Consider the following 23,956-nt stretch of genomic DNA (forward strand, 5'->3'; position numbering starts at 1 on the left):
GTGCTGGGGGCGTCGGGCTGGGTGCTGGAGGTGGCGGGCCGCGTGCTGGTGGCGGCCGACAGTGCCTCGGCGAGGCCGCCCAGCTCGACGTGGACCACGGCCACAGGCTTCGCGGGGCACCCCGCGGCGGCCGCCCGCAGTTCCGTGGCCAGCGTCTCGGGGTCGGCGGCGACCCCGTCCTCCCGCACCCAGGGAATGGCGTTGACGATGACCGCGTCGCAGCCGTCGTCGGACAGGGCCTCGGCGAGCGCGGCCCGGAAGTCCGCGGGCGTGGCGCCGGTCGTGAGGTCGCGGGGCGGCAGCGGGCGCAGGCCGTCGGCGACGCAGGCGTCGTACGTGAGGAGGCCCAGCGACTCGGAGTTGCCGAGGATGCCCACCCGGGGGCCGGACGGCAGCGGCTGTCCCGCGAGCAGCAGGCCCGCGTCGACCATTTCCGTGACGGTGTCCACGCGGATGACTCCCGCCTGGCGCAACAGCGCCGAGACCGTGGCGTGCGGCAGCCGGGTGGCCTGTACCGCGTGCCCCGTGGGAGCGATGCCGCTGTGCCGGGCGCCCTGGACCACGACGAGCGGTTTCGCGGTCGCGGCCCGGCGTGCGAGGCGGGTGAACTTGCGGGGGTTGCCGATGGTCTCCAGGTACATCAGGGCGATGTCGGTGTCCGGGTCCTCGTACCAGTACTGAAGGACGTCGTTGCCGGACACGTCGGCGCGGTTCCCGGAGCCGACGAACGTGGACAGGCCGGCGCCCCTGCGGTGCAGCCCGGAGAGCAGCGCGATGCCGATGGCGCCGGACTGGGTGAACAGACCGATGCGCCCGCGCGCGGGAGGCTCGGGAGCGAGCGAGGCGTTGAGCCGCGCCTGGGGCGAGGTGTTGATGACCCCGAAGGCGTTCGGGCCGATGATGCGCATTCCGTACGACCGCGCCTGGCGGACCAGTTCGCGCTGGCGTTCCCGCCCGGCGGCGCCACTCTCGCCGTACCCGGCGGAGAGCACCACGAGGCCCTGCACCCCGCGCTCGCCGCACTCCGCGACGACCTGGGGCACCCGGTCGGCGGGCACGGCGATCACGGCGAGGTCCACGGGCTCCTCGATGGCCCCTACGGAGCGGTGCGCCGGCAGCCCGTCGATCTCGGTGCCTTCGTCGAAGGCGCTGTTCACCGCGGACAGGCGTCCGGTGAACCCGGCCTCCTTGAGGTTGCGCAGCACGCTGCGCCCCACGCCTCCGGGGGTGCGGCCGACGCCGATCACCGCGACCGAGCCCGGCGTCAGCAACCGCTGCACCGACCGGCCCTCGGCGCGCTGCTCACGGGCCCGCTGCACGGCGAGCGAGCGGTCGGTCGGCTCCAGGTCGAACTCCAGGCGTACGACGCCGTCCTCGAAGCTGCGCTTCTGCTGGTAGCCCGCGTCGGTGAACACCTTGATCATCTTGGTGTTGGCGGGCAGCACCTCGGCCACGAACCGCCGGATGCCGCGCTCCCTGGCGACCGCCGCGATGTGCTCCAGGAGCGTGGAGGCCACGCCGCGGCCCTGGTGGGCGTCCTGCACGAGGAAGGCGACCTCGGCCTCGTCGGCGGGCGCGCTGGCCGCCATGCCGCGCTCGTCGATGCGGTCGTAGCGGACGGTGGCGATGAACTCACCGCCCACCGTGGCCGCGAGCCCCACCCGGTCCACCTGGTCGTGGTGCGTGAAGCGGTGCACGTCCTTGGCGGACAAGCGGGGGTAGGGGGCGAAGAAGCGGTAGTACTTCGACTCGTCCGAGACCTGCTCGTAGAAGCTGACCAGGCGCTCCGCGTCCTCGGCCGTGATGGGCCTGATCCGGGCGGTGCCTCCGTCACGCAGCACCACATCGGCTTCCCAGTGCGAGGGATAGTCGTGCCGATCCTGCTGATCCGACGGGGTCTGCATGGGGCCAGGGTACGGGTCGCGGGGCCGCCTGGACCGGGGCAGTCTGGGAGAGGCCGTCCGGCCCGGCAGAGCACTCACGACGGCATGAGACACTGGTCTAGACAAGTGTGAGACACCTGGAAGGGCAGCAACACATGGCTGAGCGCCGCGTCAACGTCGGCTGGGCCGAGGGCCTTCACGCCCGACCCGCCTCCATCTTCGTCCGCGCGGCCACGGCCGCCGGCGTCCCCGTGACGATCGCCAAGGCCGACGGCAACCCGGTCAACGCCGCCTCGATGCTCGCGGTGCTCGGCCTGGGCGCCCAGGGTGGCGAGGAGATCGTGCTCGCCTCCGACGCCGAGGGTGCGGACGCCGCGCTCGACCGTCTGGCGAAGCTGGTCGCGGAGGGCCTTGAGGAGCTTCCGGAGACGGTCTGAACCGCGCAGTTCCCTTCGAAGGGCCCACCCCGGAACACGGGGTGGGCCCTTCGATTTATCCAGGGGCCCTTCGCTTTATCCGGCAGTCAACTGCCCGTGAAAAGCACAGTGAGCGGATTTGGGCAGCGTGAATTCGCGCAGCACGAATGAGCGCATTACGAATGAGCGCCCTGAATTCCCCGCAGTGGATATGACAGATACTGCTCCGCATCCATCACGGCCTCTCTGCATACGTCTTGTATACGGCGCCCGCGTTAACTCGGCAGGCCCACCGTGTTTACGGGGTGTTGCGAGCCCCTCACGCGGCCGCTCCGCGGTGAATGGCGCAATCGGTGCGCGGATGTCGCCCGGTCCGCGTGGCCCGCGGTGAGCGCCCTGGCCCGTTCGGCGTCCCCGCGGGCCACCGCGTCGACGATCGCCGCGTGCTCGGACCAGGACTCGGCCGGCGCGGCCGGAAGCTCGACGGCGTACATCCAGGCGATCTTGTGCCGGAGCTGGGTGAGGAGCGTGATGAGGCCGGGGCTGCCGGAGGCCTGCACGAGCGTCTCGTGGAACCAGCCGCCCAGGGAGCGCAGATCCTCCCCCTGCCCCTTCCTCGACCGCTGCTGGCCCAGCCGGACCAGGCCGCGCAGGACCTTCAGGTGCGCGTCGGTGCGGCGCTGGGCGGCGCGGGCCGCCGCGAGGGGTTCGAGCAGGGTGCGCAGCTCCAGGAGGTCGGCGGCCTCCTGCTCCGTGGGCTCGGCGACGCAGGCGCCCGCGTGCCGGCGCGTGACGACGAAGCCCTCGGCCTCCAGGGTGCGCAGGGCCTCGCGCACGGGTACACGGGAGACTCCGTACCGGCGCGCGAGCACTTCCTCGGTGAGCCGGCCGCCCCTTTCGTGGACACCGGAGACAATGTCGTCCCGGATGGCCGTGCATACCGAGTGGGAATGCGCATGACCGGACCTCCGCCTTAATCCCCGCGAAACGCGGTCGACCGACGCTGTTACAGAGTCTTTGACGCTCTTTCAGTGACTCTATTGCAGCGCGTCGGGATTTCCGATGGGGGGTCGGAATTCATGGATATCTTTTGGCCAACGACAAGCGGGCCGGAAAACGACGACGCCCTCGACGCGGACGACGAAGGCCCCCGGCTCGGGAGAGCCGGGGGCCTTCGGTGGCGTACTGGGGGCGGTCAGACGTTGACGCCGTGCGCGCGGAGGTACGCGACGGGGTCGATGTCCGAGCCGTAGTCCGGGCCGGTGCGGGCCTCGAAGTGGAGGTGCGGGCCACTGGAGTTGCCGGTGGAGCCCGAGAGGCCTATCTGCTGGCCCGGGGTGACCGTCTGGCCGACGGTGACGCTGAGGGACGACATGTGGCCGTACTGGGTGTATGTACCATCGTTCATCTTGATCACGACGTTGTTGCCGTAGGCACCGCCCCAGCCCGCCTCGACGACGGTGCCGGCGCCGACGGCCTGCACCTTGGTGCCGGAACCGGCATGGAAGTCGACGCCGGTGTGGCTGCCGGAGGACCACATGGCGCCGCCGGTCTGGTAGCCCGTGGAGACGTACGAGCCGGAGATCGGGGAGACGTAGGTGTTCAGGCGCTTGCGCTCGGCCTCGCGGGCGGCGCGCTCCTTGGCCTCGCGCTCCTTCTTGGCCTTCGCCTTCGCCTCGGCCTCGGCCTTGCGCTTGTCCTCGGCGGCCCTCTTCTTGGCGGCCGCCTCGGCCAGCTTGGCGGCGGCGGCGTCGTCGGCGGCCTGCCGCTGGGCGGCGGCCTGCGCGTCGATGCTGTCGGCGAGCGAGTCGCCGACGGAGATCGCCTGGGTGAGTCCGGTGTGCTCAAGGGCGGCGTCGTCGGCGGCGGCGAGCGCGGGAGCGGCCAGGCCTCCGATGACACCGGTGGTGGTGAGCGCGGCGACGCCCGCGACGCTCGCGGTGGTGCGGGTGAGGCGGCTGGGACGACGGTGCTTCCCGGTGGCACGGGTGAACGCCATGAAGCGGCTGATCCTTTCCTTCCTTCTCGCCTACCGGGTTAGCTGACGGGTTCGGAGCAGGAAGGTCTCCTACGAGCCCCTCACCTGACGGCAAGGTGCCCGATTCACCCCAGGGGACATGTGGGTCCCCGGCTCCCCTGGCTCGCGCCGTACGGGGACTCGGCGATGACTGTCCGGTGCCGCGGATGCGACGTAGTGCGTGACGGACAGCCGAATCGAAGCTAAACGCGCCGTCTTTCAATCGACAAACAGAACGCCGCTTTTGTAGCGCACGCCACACGGCAGACAGGCAACCTCCATACGAATTCGGACATATGAGGCCCCGGCCACCGAATCGGTCGCCGGGGCCTCATGCCGGGATCCCCTGTCAGGAACTCTCCTGCGGCTCAGCCGCTGACCACGCTCACCTCGCCGATGTCGAGCGCCCTGACGGGCCCCTCGATCCGCGCGGCGTCCCCGACGAGGATCGTCACCAGGTGGTCCTCCGGGAAGGCGCTCACGACGGCCGCGGTGGCCTCCACGGTGCCGGTCGCCGCCAACTGCCGGTACAGCTGCGCCTGGAAGTCGTCCGGGAGGTTCTGCTCGACCTGGTCGGCGAGCGTGGCCGCCACGGAGGCGGCCATCTCGAACTTGAGCGGGGCCACGCCCACCAGGTTCTGCACCGCCACATCGCGCTCGGCGTCCGTCAGGCCCTCCGCGGCGAGCGTGCGCAGGACCTTCCACAGGTCGTCGAGGGCGGGGCCCGTCGACTCCGTGTCGACCGATCCGCTGATGGCGAGCATCGCGGCACCGGTGCCGTCCGGGGCCGAGCGCAGGACCTGGCTGAACGCCCGTACGCCGTAGGTGTAGCCCTTCTCCTCGCGCAGGACGCGGTCCAGGCGGGAGGTGAGGGTGCCGCCCAGGCAGTACGTGCCGAGGACCTGGGCGGGCCAGATCCGGTCGTGCCGGTCCGGGCCGATGCGGCCGATCAGGAGCTGCGTCTGCACGGCTCCGGGGCGGTCCACGATGACGACGCGGCCCGTGTCGTCGGCGGTGATCGCGGGCATCGGACGGGCGTCGGCCGTGTCGCCGGTCCAGGTGCCGACCGTGTCCGCGAGGATGGCGTCGAGGTCGGTGCCCGTGAGGTCGCCGACGACCACCAGGGTGGCCGTGGCGGGGCGGACATGCCTGTCGTAGAAGGCCCGTACCGCCGCCGAGTCGATCGCCGAGACCGTCTCCTCGGTGCCCTGGCGCGGGCGCGACATGCGCGCGCTGGCCGGGAACAGCTGCTTGGAGAGCTCCTTGGCGGCACGGCGCGCGGGGTTGGCGGCCTCGTGCGGGATCTCGTCCAGGCGGTTGCGTACGAGGCGTTCGATCTCGGTGTCCGCGAAGGCGGGGGCGCGCAGGGCGTCGGAGAGCAGGCCGAGCGCCTTCGGGAGGCGGGAGACCGGGACTTCGAGGGAGACCCGGACGCCGGGGTGGTCGGCGTGCGCGTCCATCGTGGCGCCGCAGCGGTCGAGCTCGGCGGCGAACTCCTCCGCGGAGTGCTTGTCCGTGCCTTCGTTGAAGGCCCTCGCCATGATGGTGGCGACGCCGTCGAGGCCGTCCGGCTCGGCGTCCAGCGGCGCCTCCAGATGGACCTCCACCGCGACGACCTGCTGGCCGGGGCGGTCGCAGCGCAGCACCGTGAGGCCGTTGGGCAGGGTGCCGCGCTCGGGGGCGGGGAAGGCCCACGGCTTGGCCGGGCCGGCCTCGGGCTGCGGGTGGAACTGCATCGTCGCGGCCTCGCTCACTTCGCCGCCTCCTCTTCCTCGTCGGTCGCACCGGCGACGGACTCTTCGACTTCGTCGACGGCGGCCGTCACGGGCTCGTAGACGAGCACCGCGCGGTTGTCCGGGCGCAGGCGGGCCTTGGCGACCTCCTGGACCTCCTCGGCGGTGACGTCCAGGACGCGCTGGACGGCGGTCAGGGCGAGCTGCGGGTCGCCGAACAGGACCGCGTACCGGCACAGTTCGTCCGCGCGGCCCGCGACCGTGCCGAGCCGGTCGAGCCACTCGCGCTCCAGCTGCGCCTGGGCGCGCTCCATCTCCTCCGGAGTGGGGCCCTCGGCGGCGAAGCGGGCGAGTTCCTCGTCGACGGCGGCCTCGATGACCGGGACCTCCACGTCGCCGGAGGTCTTGACGTCCAGCCAGCCGAGCGAGGGTGCCCCGGCCAGACGCAGCAGACCGAAACCGGCGGCCACGGCGGTGCGGTCGCGGCGCACGAGCCGGTTGTAGAGCCGGGAGGAGTCGCCGCTGCCGAGAACGGTCAGCGCCAGGTCGGCCGCGTCGCACGCGCGCGTGCCGTCCTCGGGGAGGCGGTAGGCGGCCATCAGGGCGCGGGCCGGGACCTCCTCCTCGACGACCTCGCGCAGCTCCTTGCCGATGCGCTCCGGGAGGGAGCCGTCCCGCGGGGGCTGCTTGCCGTCGTGGGAGGGGATCGACCCGAAGTACTTCTCGACCCAGGCGAGCGTCTGCTCCGGGTCGATGTCGCCGACGACCGAAAGGACCGCGTTGTTGGGCGCGTAGTACGTGCGGAAGAACGCGCGGGCGTCCTCCAGGGTGGCCGCGTCCAGGTCGGCCATGGAGCCGATCGGCGTGTGGTGGTAGGGGTGGCCCTCCGGGTAGGAGAGGGCGGTCAGCTTCTCGAAGGCGGTGCCGTACGGAACGTTGTCGTAACGCTGGCGGCGTTCGTTCTTGACGACATCGCGCTGGTTTTCCATGGACTCCTCGTCGAGCGCGGAGAGCAGTGAGCCCATCCGGTCGGCCTCGAGCCACAGGGCCAGCTCCAGCTGGTGGGCGGGCATCGTCTCGAAGTAGTTGGTGCGCTCGAAGCTCGTCGTGCCGTTGAGCGAGCCGCCCGCTCCCTGGACGAGTTCGAAGTGGCCGTTGCCGGGCACCTGCTTCGAGCCCTGGAACATCAGGTGCTCAAAAAGGTGAGCGAGGCCGGTTCGCCCCTTGACCTCGTGGCGGGAGCCGACGTCGTACCAGAGGCAGACCGCGGCGACCGGGGTCAGGTGGTCCTCGGAGAGCACCACGCGCAGGCCATTGGCCAGCCGGTGCTCGGTCGCTGTCAGGCCGCCGGAACCGGCCTCGGCTGTGGCCGTGTGACCCATGGGCATGTACGTCCCTTCGATCGCTGGATCATCGTGATCATCGCTGGATCAGAACAATTGCTGCCAGTCCTGCCACTGTATGCAAGCGTGCGGACACCTGACGAAGTTCCCGGTGCGCCCTCGGCGTAGTCGGGAGTGACGCGGATGCGGGAGACGGATCGCGGTCGGGGATGACGCGACTGCCGCACGGGTCATGGCCGGGGTTGACGCGGCTGTCGCACGGGTCGTGGTCGGCGTTGTCAGTGGGACAGTCCACAATGGTCGGCGTCAGATCCCGCACTTGTTGGTGAAGGAGCCGCAGCAGCGATGGCCCGCCGCAGCACGAAGACCCCGCCGCCCGACGACTCGTTCGAGGAGAAGATCCTCGACATCGACGTCGTCGACGAGATGCAGGGCTCCTTCCTCGAGTACGCGTATTCGGTCATCTACTCCAGGGCCCTGCCGGACGCCCGCGACGGCATGAAGCCGGTGCACCGCAGGATCGTCTACCAGATGAACGAGATGGGCCTGCGCCCCGACCGCGGCTATGTGAAGTGCGCCCGCGTCGTCGGCGAGGTCATGGGTAAGTTGCACCCCCACGGCGACGCGTCGATCTACGACGCGCTGGTGCGCATGGCCCAGCCCTTCTCGATGCGCCTCCCCCTCGTGGACGGCCACGGCAACTTCGGCTCGCTCGGCAACGACGACCCACCGGCCGCCATGCGGTACACCGAGTGCAAGATGGCCGACGCCACCTCCCTGATGACGGAGTCGATCGACGAGAACACCGTCGACTTCGAGCCGAACTACGACGGCCAGGAGATGGAGCCCTCCGCCCTCCCGGCGGCGTACCCGAACCTCCTGGTCAACGGCGCGTCGGGCATCGCGGTGGGCATGGCGACGAACATGCCCCCGCACAACCTCGGCGAGGTCATCGCCGCGGCCCGCCACCTCATCAAGCACCCGGGGGCCGACCTCGAGACGCTGATGAAGTTCGTGCCGGGCCCCGACCTGCCCACCGGCGGCAAGATCGTCGGCCTGACGGGCATCAAGGACGCGTACGAATCGGGCCGCGGTTCCTTCAAGATCCGCGCCACGGTCGCCGTGGAGAACGTGACAGCGCGCCGCAAGGGCCTCGTCGTCACCGAACTGCCCTTCTCCGTAGGCCCCGAGAAGGTCATCGCCAAGATCAAGGACCTGGTCGGCGCGAAGAAGCTCCAGGGCATCGCCGACGTCAAGGACCTCACCGACCGCTCGCACGGCCTGCGCCTGGTCATCGAGATCAAGAACGGCTTCGTCCCGGAGGCCGTCCTCGAGCAGCTGTACAAACTGACGCCGATGGAGGAGTCCTTCGGCATCAACAACGTGGCGCTGGTGGACGGCCAGCCCCTCACCCTCGGCCTCAAGGAGCTTCTGGAGGTCTATCTCGACCACCGGTTCAACGTGGTGCGCCGCCGCAGCGAGTTCCGCCGCGGCAAGAAGCGCGACCGGCTGCACCTGGTCGAGGGCCTGCTGGTCGCGCTCCTGGACATCGACGAGGTCATCCGCCTCATCCGCTCCAGCGACAACTCCGCGCAGGCCAAGGAGCGCCTGATCGAGCGCTTCTCGCTGAGTGACATCCAGACGCAGTACATCCTGGACACCCCGCTGCGCCGCCTGACCAAGTTCGACCGTATCGAGCTGGAGTCCGAGCGCGACAAGCTCAACGGCGAGATCGACGAGCTGACCGGCATCCTGGAGTCGGACGCCGAGCTGCGCAAGCTGGTCTCCTCCGAACTGGCCTCCGTCGCCAAGAAGTTCGGCACGGACCGGCGCACGGTGCTCCTGGAGTCCGCCGGTTCCCCGGCGGCCACGGTCTCGCTCCAGGTGGCGGACGACCCGTGTCGCGTGCTCCTGTCGTCGACGGGCCTGCTGGCGCGCACGGCCAACGGCGACCCGTTCACGGACAGCGAGACCAAGCGCGTCAAGCACGACGCGATCGTCTCCGCGGTGCCGGCCACGGCGCGCGGCGAGGTGGGCGCGGTCACGTCCCAGGGGCGGCTGCTGCGCCTCTCCGTAGTGGACCTCCCGCAGTTGCCGGAGACGATGGGCGCGCCGAATCTCTCCGGAGGGGCACCCGTCTCGGAGCTGCTTCCCCTGTCCGGGGACGAGAAGCTGATCTGCCTGATGACGCTCGACGAGTCCTCCCCCGGCCTGGCGCTCGGCACCGAGCAGGGCGTGGTCAAGCGCGTGGTGCCCGACTACCCGTCCAACAAGGAGGAGTTGGAGGTCATCACCCTCAAGGACGGCGACCGGATCGTCGGCGCGGCCGAGCTGCGCACGGGCGAGGAGGACCTGGTCTTCATCACGGACGACGCCCAGCTGCTGCGCTACCAGGCCTCGCAGGTGCGCCCCCAGGGCCGTCCCGCGGGCGGCATGACGGGCATCAAGCTCGCCGAGGGCGTGAAGGTCATCTCCTTCACGGCGGTGGACCCGGCGGCGGAAGCGGTGGTCTTCACGGTGGCGGGCTCGCGCGGCACGCTCGACGACTCGGTGCAAACGACGGCCAAGCTCACGCCGTTCGACCAGTACCCGCGCAAGGGCCGTGCCACGGGCGGTGTGCGCGTGCAGCGGTTCCTGAAGGGCGAGGACTGCCTGAGCTTCGCCTGGGCGGGCCCGACGCCGCCGTACGCGGCCCAGCGCAACGGCATGCCGGCCGAGCTGCCCGAGATCGATCCGCGCCGCGACGGCTCGGGCGTCTCGCTCGCGAAGCCGGTGGCGGCGGTGGCGGGCCCGGTGTAGCGGCGGTCCGCTAGCGCTCGGCGCCGGGCTCTTCGCCGGGTGCCTCGGCCGGCTGATCGTCCGGCTGGCCGTCCGGCTCCTCGTCCGGCTCCTGGACGTAGCGAAGTACGCCCCACATGCCGTGCTCATCGGCCTGTGGGGCGTACGTGCGACAGGCCTCCAGCTCCTTCTCCAGGGCGGGTACGTCAATGCCGGATCCGATGAGGACGAGCTGGGTCAGGCGGGGCTCGGCCGGAGCCCACTGCTCCGGGTAGAAGCGCAGGAACCGTCCGACGGCGTGCACCCCGTAGCGGTTCCGCGGGTCGGCGGCGCCGAAATCGACGTACCCCTTGATGCGGTAGAGCCCTTCGGGCCTGCTGTCGAGCAGGGCCATCAAGGAGCGCGGCTCCATGGGCGCTTCGGAGGTGAAGGAGAGGCTTTCGTAGGCGGAGTGCAGGTGGTCGCGGTGGCCACAGCCGTCTTCGCACGCGCCGTTCTCGTCGCCGACGTCCCCGAGGTCGACGTCGCCCTCGCGCAGGTCGTCGAAGGACAGCTGCCCGACCCGCTCTCCCACGGGCGCGCGGTCGAAGAACAGCTCCACGTCGACGCGCCCGAAGGAGGCGGAGACGACGGCCGCGCGCCCCGCGAGCCCGCGGACCACGCCGAGGACGCGCTCGCGCTCCTCGCCGGGCACCCGGTCGGCCTTGTTGACCACGACGAGATCGGCGATGCCCAGATGCCGGTCCACCTCGGGATGCCGCTCCCTGGTGGCGTCGAACTCGGCGGCGTCGACGACCTCGACCAGCCCTCCGTACACGATGTGCGGGTTCTCGCTGGCGAGCAGCATCTTCACGAGCTCCTGCGGCTCGGCGAGCCCGCTCGCCTCGATGACGATGACATCGATCCCGGCGGAGGGCCGGGCAAGCCGCTCCAGATACTCGTCGAGTTCGCTGGCGTCCACGGCGCAGCACAGGCAGCCGTTGCCGAGCGAGACGGTGGAGTCGCCGAGCTGTCCCGCAACGGACATCGCGTCGATCTCGATCGACCCGAAGTCGTTGACGATCGCCCCGATCCGGCTGCCGCCGCTGCGGTGCAGCAGATGGTTGAGCAGGGTGGTCTTGCCGGAACCCAGGAATCCGGCGAGGACGATGACCGGGATCTGCTGCTTGTTCAACCGTGCGCCCCTCGTACCGACGTTCGCACGGGCCGCAGAGGATCCCGTACGAAGAATGAAGACCGCCCCAGGATAGGTGCGCGCCGACGAGCCGCGAAGTGAACGATTGTTAGCGGCGCTCGCGGGGCACACATTGGGCACGGCGCCGGGATATGCGACCACCACTTCCTTCCGTGCGCCTCCTCTCCGCCTCCCCGCCGATCAGAGCCGCTCGGCACCCTGGGAGACGGCAAGCGCACCGCCCACCGCTCGCCGGTCCGCTCCCTGTCGACCCACACCCGACGACCGGCGGACGGTCGCCGATTCGGGGGTTGACATGACCACACGGAAGTTTCGGATACGGGGGGTGGGCTCGGCCGTGGTGGCGGGCCTGGTCTTCGCCACGGGGGCGCTGACAGTCCTGACCGCCCAGCAACGCAGACATGACGCTCAGTACCGGAAGGCCGAGGAGGAACGCTCCAAGCACCACCGCCACGTGGTCCTGGCCGCGCAGCAACGACTTCAGTTCGACATGCTGACCACCGCCATGGGCGACCCTGACCTGGCGGCCGTCCTGGACACCTACGAGACACCGCTGGACGCCCGCACCCAGCGGCAGTACCTGTTCGCCAACGCGATGTACACCAATGTGCTGCTGGCCTGGCGTGTGGGCAACCTCGGATGGGACGAACTGCACGGCCATCTGCGGCTGATCTGCCAGAACGCCATCTTCCGTAATTACTGGGCAGCCACACGACCGCACCGCGCCAGTCTCCTGGACTCTTCGGACGAAGCCCGCCTGGGCCGAATGGTCGACAAACTCATCAGGGACCTGGAGGCCGCCGGCACCGACGAGTGGTGGGTGGTCGGCGAACCCCCGCCCGAGTAGAGCGAGTTGATCACCACTTGACCGCCCGGGGGTGGCCTTGCGTGACGAACCTGCTCAGTTTGTCTCGGGTAACTCCTGTCCCTAGGGTAGGCGCGCGCGTTTTACCCCACGACGCCAACTGCCAAACCTCGCCTGCCACAGCTAAGGCGGCTTTCCCCCGATCCACCGCTCCCAGACTGGAATACCTTGAAGATCGTGCGCCGCGTCGGTGTCTCTCCTCAGCAGCGAGGAAGCACGTCAGGGCAGTCGTGCCCCGACGTGTTCGAACTGAGTGACGGAAACTTTGCCGTCATCGGGACAGAAGCAACTGCGGCACTTGAACAGGAACTCCCCCCTGACGCCTCACGAGCCAGCTACGAACGCATCGTGATCGTGAGTCGCGAGACACTCGTACGCGCGAAGGGCGACATTCCCGATGCCTAGCGCAGACTGACGCAGTCAACTCGGCCAAGGGGGTACCGCCCACGTCCTGAGCGGGTACCCCCGGGCCCTCTTACCCGTCAGCCGCGCCCGCGTCGCCCGCGCCCCCGCTGCCCGCCGTCGTCAGGCGGCCGCCGGGACCGCCTGCGGCGCCGCCGGACCCACATAGCGCGCCGCCGGCCGAATGATCTTCGAATCCCGCGCCTGCTCCAGAATGTTGGCGCTCCAGCCGACCACCCGCGCGGACGCGAACGTCGGCGTGAACATCTCGCGCGGCAGCCCGCACAGCTCCATGACGACCCCGGCGTAGAACTCCACGTTCGTGTGCAGCTCACGGCCCGGCTTCAGCTCCGCCAGGATCGCCTCGACATGCCGCTCGACCTCGACCGCGAACTCCACCATGTCGCCGCCGAACCGCTGGGCGATGCCCCGCAGCATGCGCGAGCGCGGATCTTCGGTGCGGTAAACGGGATGCCCGAAGCCCATGATGCGATCCCCCGCCAGGACGCGCTCGCGGATCCAGCCGTCGATGCGGTCGCGGGTCCCGATCGCGTCAAGGGTGTCGAGGGCCCGGCTCGGCGCCCCGCCGTGCAGCGGCCCCGACAGCGCGCCGACGGCACCCACCAGACAAGCCGCCACATCCGCCCCGGTCGAGGTGATGACCCGAGCGGTGAATGTTGACGCGTTGAACCCGTGATCAATGGTGGAGATCAAGTACTGCTCAATCGCCCGCGCATGTGCGGCATCCGGCTCCGAACCAGTGAGCATGTAGAGGTAGTTGGCCGCGTACGAGAGGTCGTCCCGGGGCTCCACGGGTTCGAGCCCCTGGCCGAGCCGGTACAGCGCGGTGAGCAGCGTCGGCACGACGGCGGACGCGGCGAGGGCGTCCGCGCGGCGCCGGTCGTCATCGATGTCGTACACCGGACGGAAGCCCTTCGACGCCCCGAAGAGCGAGAGGGCGGTGCGCAGCCCGGAGAGCGGCCCGGACAGCGCGCCGGCGCGGGCGATGGCGGGCAGCGCGTCGAGCACCTCTTCGGGGAGGTGCCGCAGCGCAGCGGTCCGCGCGGCGAAGGCCTCGCTCCGCACGGCGTCCGGCAGCTCACCGTAGAACATCAGATGCCATACGTCCTCGAAGCCGCGGCTCTGCGCGAGCTCGACGGCCGAGTACTGGCGGTAGTGGTAGAAGCCCTCATATCCCCGCACGTCTCCGAGCGCGGTCTCGGTGACGACGACACCCGCGAGTCCTCGTGGGACCTCGACGGGCTCGGCGGGGGTGGCGGTGGAGCCATTGATCGGCATGTTTTTCCTCGACTTCCTCCATGAACCTGATTCGACTGTCCATGGTTGACTAGATTCCTGTCAATATTGATTGGATCAATATGAAAATGCAGGCGTCGTGATGCGGATACGGTGTCGCCCATGACGGATCAAGGAACCGAGCACAACGCACGACGGCGGCTGACGACCAAGGAAGCCGCCGAGTTGCTCGGTGTGAAGCCCGAGACCGTGTACGCGTACGTGAGCCGCGGTCAGCTGACCAGCCGCCGCGGCCCGGGGGCACGGGGCAGCACCTTCGACGCCAAGGAGGTCGAGGCGCTGGCCCGCAGGAACAGAAGGGACTCCACGGCCCCGACCACCGCCAACGAACTCTCCGTACGCACCCGCATCACTCTCATCGGCGACGACCGCTACTACTACCGAGGCGTCGACGCCACCGAGCTAGCGCTGGCGCACTCCTACGAAGAGGTCGCCGAGTGGCTGTGGACCGGCGTACTGCGCCCCGGCATCGGCTTCACCGCCCCCAGGGAGACCGTCTCCGCGGCCCGCCGCGCCGTCAACGCGCTGCCCGAGCACAGCGGGCCGACCGACAGGCTGCGCGTGGCGGCCATCTCCGCGGGAGCAGCCGACCCGCTCCGCTTCGACCTCTCCGAAGAGGCGGTCATCGGCACGGCGCGCACGCTGATTTCCACGCTCGTGGCCGCCCTCCCGCCGGTCCTGCCGACCCACAAGGAGGAGGGGCCGCTGGCCCGGCGACTGTGGGCGCGACTGAGTGGCGTCAAGCCCAACGAGGCCGCACTGCACGCCTTGGACACGGCCCTCGCGCTCCTCGTCGACCACGACCTCGCCGCGTCGACGCTCGCCGTACGGGTCGCCGCCTCGGCACGTGCCCACCCCTACGCGGCGGTGTCTGCGGGCCTCGGCGTCCTTGAGGGCCCGCTGCACGGCGCGGCCAGCGGTCTCGCCCACCGCATGCTCCTCGACGTGCTCGACCGGGGCAGCGCCACCCCGGTGGTCGCCGACGAACTGCGCGCGGGCCGCCGCGTCCCGGGACTCGGCCACCGCCTCTACCCCGGCGAGGACCCGCGCGCGCAGGCGCTGTTCGGCCTCCTGGAGGGGATGCCGAAGGCGGGCCCCGCCCTCGCCGCCGCCCGTGACGTGGTGGCCACCACCGCCCGCCACACGGACCTGCGCGCCAATGTCGACCTCGCCCTGGCCGTCCTGACCGCCTCGTCCGGGATGCCGGCTGAGGCGGGCGAGACCATCTTCGCGGTCGCCCGCACGGCGGGCTGGATCGCGCACGCCCTGGAGGAGTACGAAGAGCGGCCGCTGCGCATGCGCCCCAGCGGGCAGTACGTCGGTCCGCGCCCGCCCCAGCCGATGCCGACAGCTTCCCCGGCGGGCTCCTCCGGGGAGGTGTGAACCACTCGGGCAGAGGTGCGGTTAGGCTCGCCTACGTGAGTACGTGCGCGACCGCCTCGCGGGATCTGGACGAGCCCCTCGCCGGGACCGCGGCGACCGCAAGGACCTGGCTCCTGGTGGAGCAGTCGGGCCCCTGGGGCGCCAAGGCGCTGACGTCCAGCCATCTCGACCCCGAGGTCGGCCGCGCCCTGGAGAAGGCCGCCGAAGGCACCGGCGTGCGCGTCGCGCTGATCCGCCGCCCCGGCCGCCACGCGGACTGCTACGCGCCGACGCGGCACCAGGTGTACGTGGCGCACACCTTGCCGGGCCGCACCTGGCTGCGCTCCGAGGTGACGGACGACCCGCGGCGGCTGCTGGACCTCGACTTCACGGCTCTCGGCGCGGGTGACCACGGCGGCTTCGGCACCCCGCACACGGGCGCTCCGCTCGCGCTCGTCTGCACCAACGGCAAGCGCGACCGCTGCTGCGCCCTCCTCGGCAGACCGCTCGCCGCCGAGCTGGCCGCCGCCGGTGAGGAGGGAGCCTGGGAGATCACTCATCTGGGTGGCCATCGCTTCTCGCCCACGCTGTTGGTACTGCCGTACGGCTACGCGTACGGCCGCACCGGGACGCACGCCGTCAAGGAGATCCTCGCCGCCGCGCGAGCGGGCCGGGTGATCACCGAGGGCTGTCGGGGCAGCTCGGCGTGGGAGCGTCCCGGACAAGCCGCCGAGCTCGCGGTGCGCACATCGACGGGAGAGGAGACCGCCGAGGCGCTGACCGTGGTGGACACCGAGGGCGCGGCCCCACGCTGGGAGGTGACCGTGGCGCACAGCGACGGCCGCAGCTGGCGGGTCACCGTGGCCCAGGGCGCCTCTCGACCGCCCCGCCCGGAGAGCTGCGGCGCGGCGCTCAAGACCCCGGCGCGGATGGACGTGGTGGCGGTACGACAAGCCTCGGCGAGCGTGGCTCAGGGGGCCTCGGGCCGCCGACGCCCCTAACCGGGCGCCGTCCCGTACGAGACGCCCTGACCCGGCGCGGCCCGATACGAGCGTCCCGTACGAGACTCCTGAACCCCGCGCGGCCCCGTACGAGATCCCCACCACACTCACTTCGGAGTAGCCCGCTCCCGGCCGTACCGTTCGTACACATGAGCCCGACCTCCCCCGTGCGACGCCTCCGTCTCGGCCTGCCGCGGCGCGTGTTCTCGCAGGTGTTGCTGATGCAGCTGGCGATCGCCGCCGGGGTCACGGTGCTGGCCACCGGGCTCTTCCTCGCGCCGCTCAGCGACCAGCTCGACGACCAGGCGATGCGCCGTGCGCTGGCCATCGCCCAGACGACGGCCGCCCACCCGCAGGTCGCCGAGGATCTGAAGTCCTCGCGTCCCACGGGCGACGGCCCCGTCCAGGCGGAGGCCGAGCGGATCCGCCGGGCCAGCGGCGCCGAGTACGTCGTGATCATGAACGAGGGCGGTGTCCGCTGGTCCCACACCGACCGCGCCCAGATCGGCAAGGTCGTCTCGACCGACCCCAGTGACGCGCTCGCGGGCCGGGAGGTGATGGAGATCGACAACGGCACGCTGGGCCGCTCGGCGCGCGGCAAGGTGCCTCTGCGGGACGCGGGCGGGGACATCGTGGGCGCCGTCTCCGTAGGCATCGAGTACGACAGTGTGCGGGCCCGCCTGATCCACTCCATCCCAGGGCTGCTCGCCTACGCGGGCGGGGCGCTCGCCGTCGGTGCGCTCGCGGCGTATCTGATCTCCCGAAGGGTGCAGCGGCAGACCCGTGACCTGGCATTCTCCGATATCTCCGCCCTGCTCGCGGAGCGCGAGGCGATGCTGCACGGCATCCGCGAAGGGGTCGTCGCCCTGGACCGTGACGGCCGCATCCGGCTGCTCAACGACGAGGCGCAGCGCCTCCTCGCCCTCGGCACGGAGGTAGTCGGCCTACCGCTCGACGAGGCGCTCGGCCCGGGGCGCACGACCGACGTCCTGGCCGGGCGGGTCACCGGCACGGACCTGCTGACCGTCCGCGGGCAGCGCGTCCTGGTCGCCAACCGCATGCCCACCGACGACGGAGGCGCCGTCGCCACCCTGCGCGACCGCACGGAGCTGGAACAGCTCGGCCGTGAACTGGACTCCACCCGTGGCCTCATTGACGCCCTGCGCGCCCAGGACCACGAGCACGCCAACCGCATGCACACGCTCCTTGGCCTGCTGGAACTGGAGATGTACGAGGAGGCCGCGGAGTTCGTCGGCGAGGTGGCGGGCGCCCACCGGGTGACGGCCGAGCAGATCACCGAGAAGATCCGCGATCCGCTGCTCGCGGCCCTGCTTGTCGGCAAGGCCACCGTGGCCGCGGAGCGCGGGGTCGTCCTCTCCGTGCCGGGCGAGGCCGCGCTGCCCGATCGGCTCGTCGATCCGGGCGGTCTCGTCACGATCGTCGGCAACCTCGTCGACAATGCCCTCGACGCCGCTGCGGGCACCCTCCACGCGCGCGTGGAGATCGCCGTACGCACCGAGGGGCGGGCCGTGGTCCTCCGGGTGCGCGACACCGGTCCTGGCGTCCCCGCCGAGCAGCGGGAGGCGATCTTCACGGAGGGCTGGACCACCAAGGAGCCGCCGGCGCACGGCAAGCGCGGGATCGGCCTCGCCCTGGTCCGCAGGCTCGCCGAGCGGCAGGGCGGCAGCGCACGGGCGGGCGAGGCGCCGGAGGGAGGCGCGGAGTTCACCGTCGTCCTGCCGGAAGCGCTCGCAGAACCCCAGCTCGCCGCCACGGAGAAATCAACATTGATCAAGGGCACGGAGACGACGTCATGATCGAGGTACTTGTCGTCGACGACGACGTCCGGGTCGCGGACGTCAACGCCGCCTATGTGGCGAAGATCCCCGGCTTCCATGTGGCGGCGAAGGCGCACAACGCCGCCGAGGCGTTGCGGCTCATCGAGGCTGTCGCCGTTGATCTGGTGTTGCTGGATCACTATCTGCCGGACGAGACGGGCCTGTCGGTCGTACGTACGTTGCGTGAGCGCGGCCACCAGACCGACGTGATCATGGTGACCGCGGCCCGCGATGTCGCCACGGTGCAGGCGGCGATGCGGCACGGCGCGCTCCAGTACCTGGTCAAGCCGTTCTCCTATGCGGGGCTCCGCGCCAAGCTCGACGCGTACGCGACGCTGCGGCGCACATGGGACGGCGGGGGCGAGGCCGAGCAGGCCGAGGTCGACAAGATCTTCGGCGCGCTCTCGGCGACTCCCGCGCCCGAGCTGCCCAAGGGGCACTCCCCCACCACGGCGGAGCTGGTCCGCAGGGCTCTGAGGACCGCGGAAGGGCCGCTCTCCGCCCAGGAGTTGGCTGACCGCACGCGGCTGAGCCGGCAGACGGCGCAGCGCTATCTGAAACTCCTGGAGCGCACGGGCCGTGTCCGGCTGAGCCTCAAGTACGGCGACACGGGCCGCCCGGAGCACCGCTACGAGTGGGCGGCGAGCGTCTGAGCGGCCCCTGGCAACGACGGGAAAGAAGCCAGGAAGCGAATCGTTACACCGCTCCAGTCGTTACGCCGCCCCTGCGCCGGTCAGCGACCGCACCTCCGTCTCCGCGTGCTTGGCCTCGTCGGCGGGTTCGCGCGAGGTCACCGTGCCCAGCCAGCCCGCGAGGAAGCCCAGCGGGATCGAGACGAGCCCTGGGTTCTCCAGCGGGAAGTACTGGAAGTCCACTCCCGGGAAGAGGGAGTTGGGGCTCCCGGAGGCCACCGGCGAGAGCAGCACCAGTGTGAGCGCGGGCAGCAGCCCTCCGTACACCGACCAGACCGCGCCTCGGGTGGTGAAGTTCCGCCAGAACAGGGAGTAGAGCAGCACCGGCAGATTGGCGGACGCGGCGACCGCGAAGGCGAGGCCCACCAGGAACGCGACGTTCAGATCGCGGGCGAGCAGCCCGAGCCCGATCGCGACCACGCCGGTCCCGGCCGCGGCAACGCGTGCCACCGCCACCTCACTGCGCGGTTTCGCGTTCCGCCGCCGCAAGGAGGCGTACAGGTCGTGGGCCACCGAGGCCGAGGAGGCGAGCGTGATCCCGGCGACCACGGCGAGGATCGTGGCGAAGGCGATGGCGGCGACGATCGCGAACAGAACCGTTCCGCCTGTGGAACCCGCGCCGCCGCCCAGGTCGAGGGCGAGCAGCGGCACCGCCGTGTTCCCCGCCGCATTCGACCCGCGTACCGCCTCGGAGCCCACGATCGCGGCCGCGCCGAAACCGAGCACGATCGTCATCAGGTAGAAACTGCCGATGAGGCCGATCGACCACACGACCGAGCGGCGCGCGGCCCGCGCGGTCGGCACGGTGTAGAAGCGGGACAGGATGTGCGGCAGCCCGGCCGTGCCGAGCACGAGGGCGAGGCCCAGGCTGATGAAGTCGAGCCGCGCGGTCCAGTCACCGCCGTACTTCAAGCCGGGCGCCAGGAACCGCTCGCCATGGCCGCTGCGGTCCGCGGCGGTGCGCAGCAGTTGGTCGAAGTCGCCGTGGAAACGCACCAGGACGAGCACGGTCAACGCGATCGCCCCGCACATCAGCAGGACCGCCTTCACGATCTGGATCCAGGTGGTGGCCCGCATCCCTCCCATCGACACATAGATCACCATCAGCGCGCCGACGCCGATCACCGTCCAGGACTGCGCCACTCCGCTCGTCCCGCCGAGCAGCAGCGCGACCAGTGAGCCCGCCCCCACCATCTGCGCCACCAGATAGAGAACGGACACGGTGACCGAGGAAGTTCCCGCCGCGATCCGCACCGGCCGCTCCCGCATCCGCGAGGCGACGACGTCGGCGAGGGTGAACCGCCCGCAATTGCGCACCAGCTCGGCGACGAGGAACAGCACGACGAGCCAGGCGACGAGGAAGCCGACCGAGTAGAGCAGCCCGTCGTATCCGAAGAGCGCGATCAGTCCGGAGATGCCGAGGAAGGAGGCGGCCGACATGTAGTCACCGGCGATGGCGAAACCGTTCTCCATCGGGGAGAAGAGCCGCCCGCCCGCGTAGAACTCCTCAGCCGAGCCGTGCCGATTGCGGCTCACCCACGTCGTGATCGCGAGCGTGACGGCCACGAAGACGCCGAACAGCAGGACGGCGAGGGCTTGGTGATCACCGGTCATCGCTCGGCCCCCTGCTCCCGCGTCTGTTCGAACACGGACCACCGCAGGTCAAGTGCCGCGCGGTCCCGGCGCAGGCGTGCGTGCCGGGCATACGCCCAGGTCAGCAGGAACGTCGTGAGGAACTGGCCGAGGCCCGCCAGCATCGCCACGTTCACCGCTCCGGCGACGGGGCGCGCCATCAGGCCCGGTGCCGCCGTGGCGGTCACGACGTACGCCACGTACCAGGTGAAGAAGAGCGCGACCGCCGGGAAGGCGAACCTCCGATACCGGCCGCGCACCTCCTGGAAGTCCTCACTGCGCTGGACTTCCAGGTAGATGTCGGCCGCACTCGCGCTCCGCCGCTCCGCGGGCCCCCGGGGCGGCACCACGGAGGCCGGCGCACCCGTGCCGTCCAGCTCACCTGAAGCGAGCGCGTCGTACCAGGGATCCCTCGGATCGCCGGGCCGGCCCGGGCCGGGGCCGGCCTGGCCCACCCCGGCATCGCGCGCGTCGTGCATCTCCACCGAACTCTCCTTGTCCGCAGCCCTGTTCGGCCGCGTGCCCAAGGATGAGCAGATCGGGAAGATCCCTGACACTTCTCTTGACGCTCTTCACCCCATCAGGTGAAGCGCCGTCAGATATGGCCCCCTAGGCGTCGATGCGCGAACGGTCCAGCGTCGCCGCGGAGCTCGTGATGAACTCCTTGCGCGGCGCGACATCGTTGCCCATGAGCAGATCGAAAACCTGCTCGGCCGACTCCAGGTCGGAGATGTTGATCCGCCGCAGGGTCCGGTAGCGCGGGTCCATGGTGGTCTCGGCCAGCTGATCGGCGTCCATCTCGCCCAGGCCCTTGTAACGCTGGATCGAGTCCTTGTAGCGCACGTTCTTGCGCTGAAACTCGAGCAGGGTCTCCCGAAGCTCACGGTCCGAGTACGTGTAGACGTACTTGTCCTGGCCCTTCTTCGGCTGGCTCAGCTCGATGCGGTGCAGCGGCGGCACCGCGGCGAACACCCGGCCCGCCTCGACCATCGGCCGCATATAGCGCTGGAACAGCGTCAGCAGCAGGATCCGGATGTGCGCGCCGTCGACGTCGGCGTCGACGAGCAGGATGATCTTTCCGTAGCGCGCCGCGTCGATGTCGAAGGTCCGGCCGGACCCAGCTCCTATGACCTGGATGATCGCGCCGCACTCGGCGTTCTTCAGCATGTCCGTCACGGACGCCTTCTGAACGTTGAGAATCTTGCCGCGGATCGGCAGGAGCGCCTGGAACTCGGAGTTGCGGGCGAGCTTGGCGGTGCCGAGCGCGGAGTCACCCTCGACGATGAAGAGCTCGCTGCGCTCCACGTCGTCGCTGCGGCAGTCCGCGAGCTTCGCGGGCAGCGAGGAGGACTCCAGGGCCGTCTTCCGCCGCTGGGCGTCCTTGTGCTGGCGGGCCGCGATGCGCGTGCGGGCCGCGGCGACGGCCTTGTCCATGACGGCGCGGGCCTGCGCCTTCGCGTCCCGCTTCGTGGAGGTCAGGAACGCCTTGAGCTCCTTGGCGACGACGTTGGCGACGATGCGGTTGGCCGCGGAGGTGCCGAGCACCTCCTTGGTCTGCCCCTCGAACTGCGGCTCCGCGAGACGGACCGTGACGACCGCCGTGAGGCCTTCCAGGGCGTCGTCCTTGACGATGTCGTCCTCGGCGACGCGCAGCACCTTCTGGCTGCGCAGCGCCTCGTTCATCGTCTTGGTCAGCGAGCGCTCGAAACCGCTCACATGGGTGCCGCCCTTGGGGGTGGCGATGATGTTGACGAAGGACTTGATGTTCGTGTCGTACCCGGTGCCCCAGCGCAGCGCGACGTCCACCCCGAGCTCACGGGTGACCTCGGTGGGGGTCATCTGACCGTGGTCGTCGAGGACCGGCACCGTCTCCTTGAAGGAGCCCTGCCCGGAGAAGCGGAGGATGTCGCAGACGGCCTTGTCCTGGGCCAGGTACTCGCAGAACTCGCTGATGCCACCGTCGAAGCGGAAGGACTCCTCACCCTTCGAGCCGCCCTCGCCGAGACCGAATTCGTCGCGTACGACGATGGTCAGGCCCGGGACCAGGAAGGCGGTCTGGCGGGCGCGCTGGTGGAGGTTCTCCAGCGACAGCTTGGCGTCCTTGAGGAAGATCTGCCGGTCCGCCCAGTAGCGCACGCGCGTGCCGGTGCGGTTCTTGGGGATCTTCTTGACCTTGCTGAGCTTCGCCGAAGGGTCGAAGGGAGCGTCGGGCCCCGTCTTGGCGAAGGCACCCGGGACACCGCGCCGGAAGCTGATCGCGTGCGTGTGCCCGGCGCGGTCCACCTCGACGTCGAGGCGCGCGGAGAGCGCGTTCACCACGGAGGCGCCCACGCCGTGCAGACCGCCGGAGGCCGCGTAGGAGCCACCGCCGAACTTGCCGCCCGCGTGGAGCTTGGTCATGACGACCTCGACTCCGGAGAGGCCGGTCTTGGGCTCGACGTCCACGGGGATGCCGCGGCCGTTGTCCCGGACCTCTACGGAGGCGTCGTCGTGGAGGATGACCTCGATGTGGTCGCAGTACCCGCCCAGGGCCTCGTCGACGGAGTTGTCGATGATCTCCCAGAGGCAGTGCATCAGGCCGCGGCTGTCCGTCGACCCGATGTACATGCCCGGACGCTTGCGGACGGCCTCAAGCCCCTCCAGGACGAGCAGGTGCCGCGCGGTGTAGTTGGAACCGTCCCGGTCTGCTCCGGTCAGCAATGCTGTGGACGGCACGGACGTCTCGGCGGTCACGCGGTTCGCTCCTCGCTGAATTTCAAGGGGGGTCCTTTGGGGTAAGGACGCGGCTTCGGTTGCCCGTCAGAGGGTACCGAGGCCTGGTAGAGCCGTTGTAACGCCACCCACGCCCAAACGCAGACTAGCTCAGGCTCGTATACTTGTTCGATACCTCGATGGAGTGAAGCACACGTCACGTTCCCTTCGAGGCATGAACCATTTAGGCTCCGGGCACGTCCTCATGAACAACCGGCAAGCCAGCCGGGAGGACACCGACCTGACAGCCAGCGCGAAACCGTAAGACACGTAAGAGACGCAATACGGCACATTCGCCGCCAACCGGCAACGGACAACCTCCTCAAAAAGAAATTTCGAGGAAAAGCCACGAGCGGGAACGTTTTCGGCCTGGTTGGATGTTGACCCTGGTACGACAGCTCGTCGAGCTAGAGAAGAGGCGACGTGACTACTGTTCTGACCCCCGCGAGCCCCCTGACGGCCGCTGATCGCTGCGACCGCTGCGGCGCCCAGGCTTACCTGCGCGTCGTCCTGCTGAGCGGCGGCGAACTGCTCTTCTGCGCCCACCATGGCCGCAAGTTCGAGCCGGAACTCAAGAAGATCGCCGCTGAGATACAGGACGAGACGGAGCGTCTGACCGCTGTTCCGGAGAGCTCCACCGAAGAGGACCGCTGACACCTCGCATCCACGACGAGCCAGCTCCGGCACACCAGGCCGGTGAACGGGCGGTGGCCCCTGCCAACCGGCAGGGG

The 23,956-nt window shown here is 70.3% G+C and carries 18 protein-coding genes, 1 pseudogene and 1 riboswitch; of the genes and pseudogenes, 9 read left to right on the plus strand and 10 right to left on the minus strand.

Annotated elements, in window-relative coordinates; all coding sequences use genetic code 11:
- Positions 1-1,904, minus strand: a 1,904-nt coding sequence (locus GKQ77_RS06990) for a GNAT family N-acetyltransferase (protein WP_219687836.1), incomplete at its 3' end; no start/stop codon positions are given.
- Positions 1,905-2,038: 134 nt separating this feature from the next.
- On the opposite strand from GKQ77_RS06990, the gene GKQ77_RS06995 reads away from it, so the two are divergent.
- Complete coding sequence (locus tag GKQ77_RS06995; protein WP_030021209.1) at positions 2,039-2,320, plus strand: HPr family phosphocarrier protein; 282 nt, start codon at positions 2,039-2,041, stop codon at positions 2,318-2,320.
- 254 nt (positions 2,321-2,574) lie between these two features.
- Here GKQ77_RS06995 and GKQ77_RS07000 read toward each other — a convergent pair.
- The 4 genes and pseudogenes from GKQ77_RS07000 to GKQ77_RS07015 form a co-directional block, all read right to left on the minus strand.
- Positions 2,575-3,249: pseudogene (locus GKQ77_RS07000) on the minus strand (GntR family transcriptional regulator); the annotation flags it as partial.
- 245 nt (positions 3,250-3,494) lie between these two features.
- Complete coding sequence (locus GKQ77_RS07005; RefSeq protein WP_219687837.1) at positions 3,495-4,298, minus strand: M23 family metallopeptidase; 804 nt, start codon at positions 4,296-4,298, stop codon at positions 3,495-3,497.
- A 12-nt stretch (positions 4,299-4,310) separates the two neighbouring features.
- Positions 4,311-4,473: riboswitch (cyclic di-AMP (ydaO/yuaA leader) on the minus strand.
- A 211-nt stretch (positions 4,474-4,684) separates the two neighbouring features.
- Entirely contained in the window at positions 4,685-6,070 is a 1,386-nt protein-coding gene (locus GKQ77_RS07010) for a M16 family metallopeptidase (protein ID WP_219687838.1), read from the minus strand.
- Positions 6,067-7,437 (minus strand): M16 family metallopeptidase, encoded by a 1,371-nt coding sequence (locus GKQ77_RS07015; RefSeq protein WP_219687839.1) that lies wholly within the window; start codon positions 7,435-7,437, stop codon positions 6,067-6,069. The genes GKQ77_RS07010 and GKQ77_RS07015 overlap by 4 nt, the downstream gene beginning before the upstream one ends.
- A 300-nt stretch (positions 7,438-7,737) precedes the next feature.
- On the opposite strand from GKQ77_RS07015, the gene GKQ77_RS07020 reads away from it, so the two are divergent.
- Positions 7,738-10,191, plus strand: a complete 2,454-nt coding sequence (locus tag GKQ77_RS07020) for a DNA gyrase/topoisomerase IV subunit A (RefSeq protein ID WP_219687840.1) — start codon at positions 7,738-7,740, stop codon at positions 10,189-10,191.
- A 10-nt stretch (positions 10,192-10,201) separates the two neighbouring features.
- On the opposite strand, the gene GKQ77_RS07025 is transcribed toward GKQ77_RS07020, so the two are convergent.
- Positions 10,202-11,344, minus strand: coding sequence for a CobW family GTP-binding protein (locus tag GKQ77_RS07025; protein ID WP_219687841.1), 1,143 nt, complete (start codon positions 11,342-11,344; stop codon positions 10,202-10,204).
- Between the two features lie 316 nt (positions 11,345-11,660).
- On the opposite strand from GKQ77_RS07025, the gene GKQ77_RS07030 reads away from it, so the two are divergent.
- Both GKQ77_RS07030 and GKQ77_RS07035 read left to right on the plus strand, forming a co-directional pair.
- Positions 11,661-12,212: a DUF6082 family protein gene (locus GKQ77_RS07030; RefSeq protein WP_219687842.1), complete on the plus strand. Its 552-nt coding sequence runs from the start codon at positions 11,661-11,663 to the stop codon at positions 12,210-12,212.
- 186 nt (positions 12,213-12,398) lie between these two features.
- Positions 12,399-12,635, plus strand: coding sequence for a hypothetical protein (locus GKQ77_RS07035; protein WP_125515527.1), 237 nt, complete (start codon positions 12,399-12,401; stop codon positions 12,633-12,635).
- A 120-nt stretch (positions 12,636-12,755) separates the two neighbouring features.
- On the opposite strand, the gene GKQ77_RS07040 is transcribed toward GKQ77_RS07035, so the two are convergent.
- Positions 12,756-13,931 carry a citrate synthase/methylcitrate synthase gene (locus tag GKQ77_RS07040; protein ID WP_219687843.1) on the minus strand — a complete coding sequence of 392 codons (1,176 nt, stop codon included), beginning with the start codon at positions 13,929-13,931 and terminating at the stop codon, positions 12,756-12,758.
- A 120-nt stretch (positions 13,932-14,051) separates the two neighbouring features.
- On the opposite strand from GKQ77_RS07040, the gene GKQ77_RS07045 reads away from it, so the two are divergent.
- The 4 genes from GKQ77_RS07045 to GKQ77_RS07060 all read left to right on the plus strand — a co-directional run bounded on the left by GKQ77_RS07045 (position 14,052) and on the right by GKQ77_RS07060 (position 18,803).
- Complete coding sequence (locus GKQ77_RS07045) at positions 14,052-15,332, plus strand: citrate synthase family protein (protein ID WP_219687844.1); 1,281 nt, start codon at positions 14,052-14,054, stop codon at positions 15,330-15,332.
- A gap of 35 nt (positions 15,333-15,367) precedes the next feature.
- Positions 15,368-16,312, plus strand: coding sequence for a ferredoxin family protein (locus tag GKQ77_RS07050; RefSeq protein ID WP_219687845.1), 945 nt, complete (start codon positions 15,368-15,370; stop codon positions 16,310-16,312).
- Positions 16,313-16,461: 149 nt separating this feature from the next.
- The gene (locus GKQ77_RS07055; RefSeq protein ID WP_219687846.1) at positions 16,462-18,129 is read left to right on the plus strand and encodes a sensor histidine kinase; all 1,668 of its coding nucleotides are present in this window, start codon (positions 16,462-16,464) and stop codon (positions 18,127-18,129) included.
- Entirely contained in the window at positions 18,126-18,803 is a 678-nt protein-coding gene (locus GKQ77_RS07060; RefSeq protein WP_219687847.1) for a response regulator, read from the plus strand. The genes GKQ77_RS07055 and GKQ77_RS07060 overlap by 4 nt, the downstream gene beginning before the upstream one ends.
- Before the next feature lie 60 nt (positions 18,804-18,863).
- Here GKQ77_RS07060 and GKQ77_RS07065 read toward each other — a convergent pair whose 3' ends face one another.
- The 3 genes from GKQ77_RS07065 to GKQ77_RS07075 form a co-directional block, all read right to left on the minus strand.
- Complete coding sequence (locus GKQ77_RS07065) at positions 18,864-20,456, minus strand: monocarboxylic acid transporter (protein ID WP_219687848.1); 1,593 nt, start codon at positions 20,454-20,456, stop codon at positions 18,864-18,866.
- Entirely contained in the window at positions 20,453-20,953 is a 501-nt protein-coding gene (locus GKQ77_RS07070) for a DUF485 domain-containing protein (RefSeq protein ID WP_219687851.1), read from the minus strand. The genes GKQ77_RS07065 and GKQ77_RS07070 overlap by 4 nt, the downstream gene beginning before the upstream one ends.
- A 130-nt stretch (positions 20,954-21,083) precedes the next feature.
- A complete protein-coding gene (locus GKQ77_RS07075) occupies positions 21,084-23,207 on the minus strand; it encodes a DNA gyrase/topoisomerase IV subunit B (RefSeq protein ID WP_219687849.1) in 2,124 nt (707 codons plus the stop codon).
- 441 nt (positions 23,208-23,648) lie between these two features.
- Here GKQ77_RS07075 and GKQ77_RS07080 point away from each other — a divergent pair, with 441 nt between their 5' ends.
- Complete coding sequence (locus GKQ77_RS07080) at positions 23,649-23,879, plus strand: DUF7455 domain-containing protein (RefSeq protein WP_125515519.1); 231 nt, start codon at positions 23,649-23,651, stop codon at positions 23,877-23,879.
- The last annotated feature ends 77 nt before the right edge of the window (positions 23,880-23,956 follow it).

Source organism: Streptomyces anatolicus, assembly GCF_019400875.1.
Taxonomy (GTDB): Bacteria; Actinomycetota; Actinomycetes; order Streptomycetales; family Streptomycetaceae; genus Streptomyces; species Streptomyces anatolicus.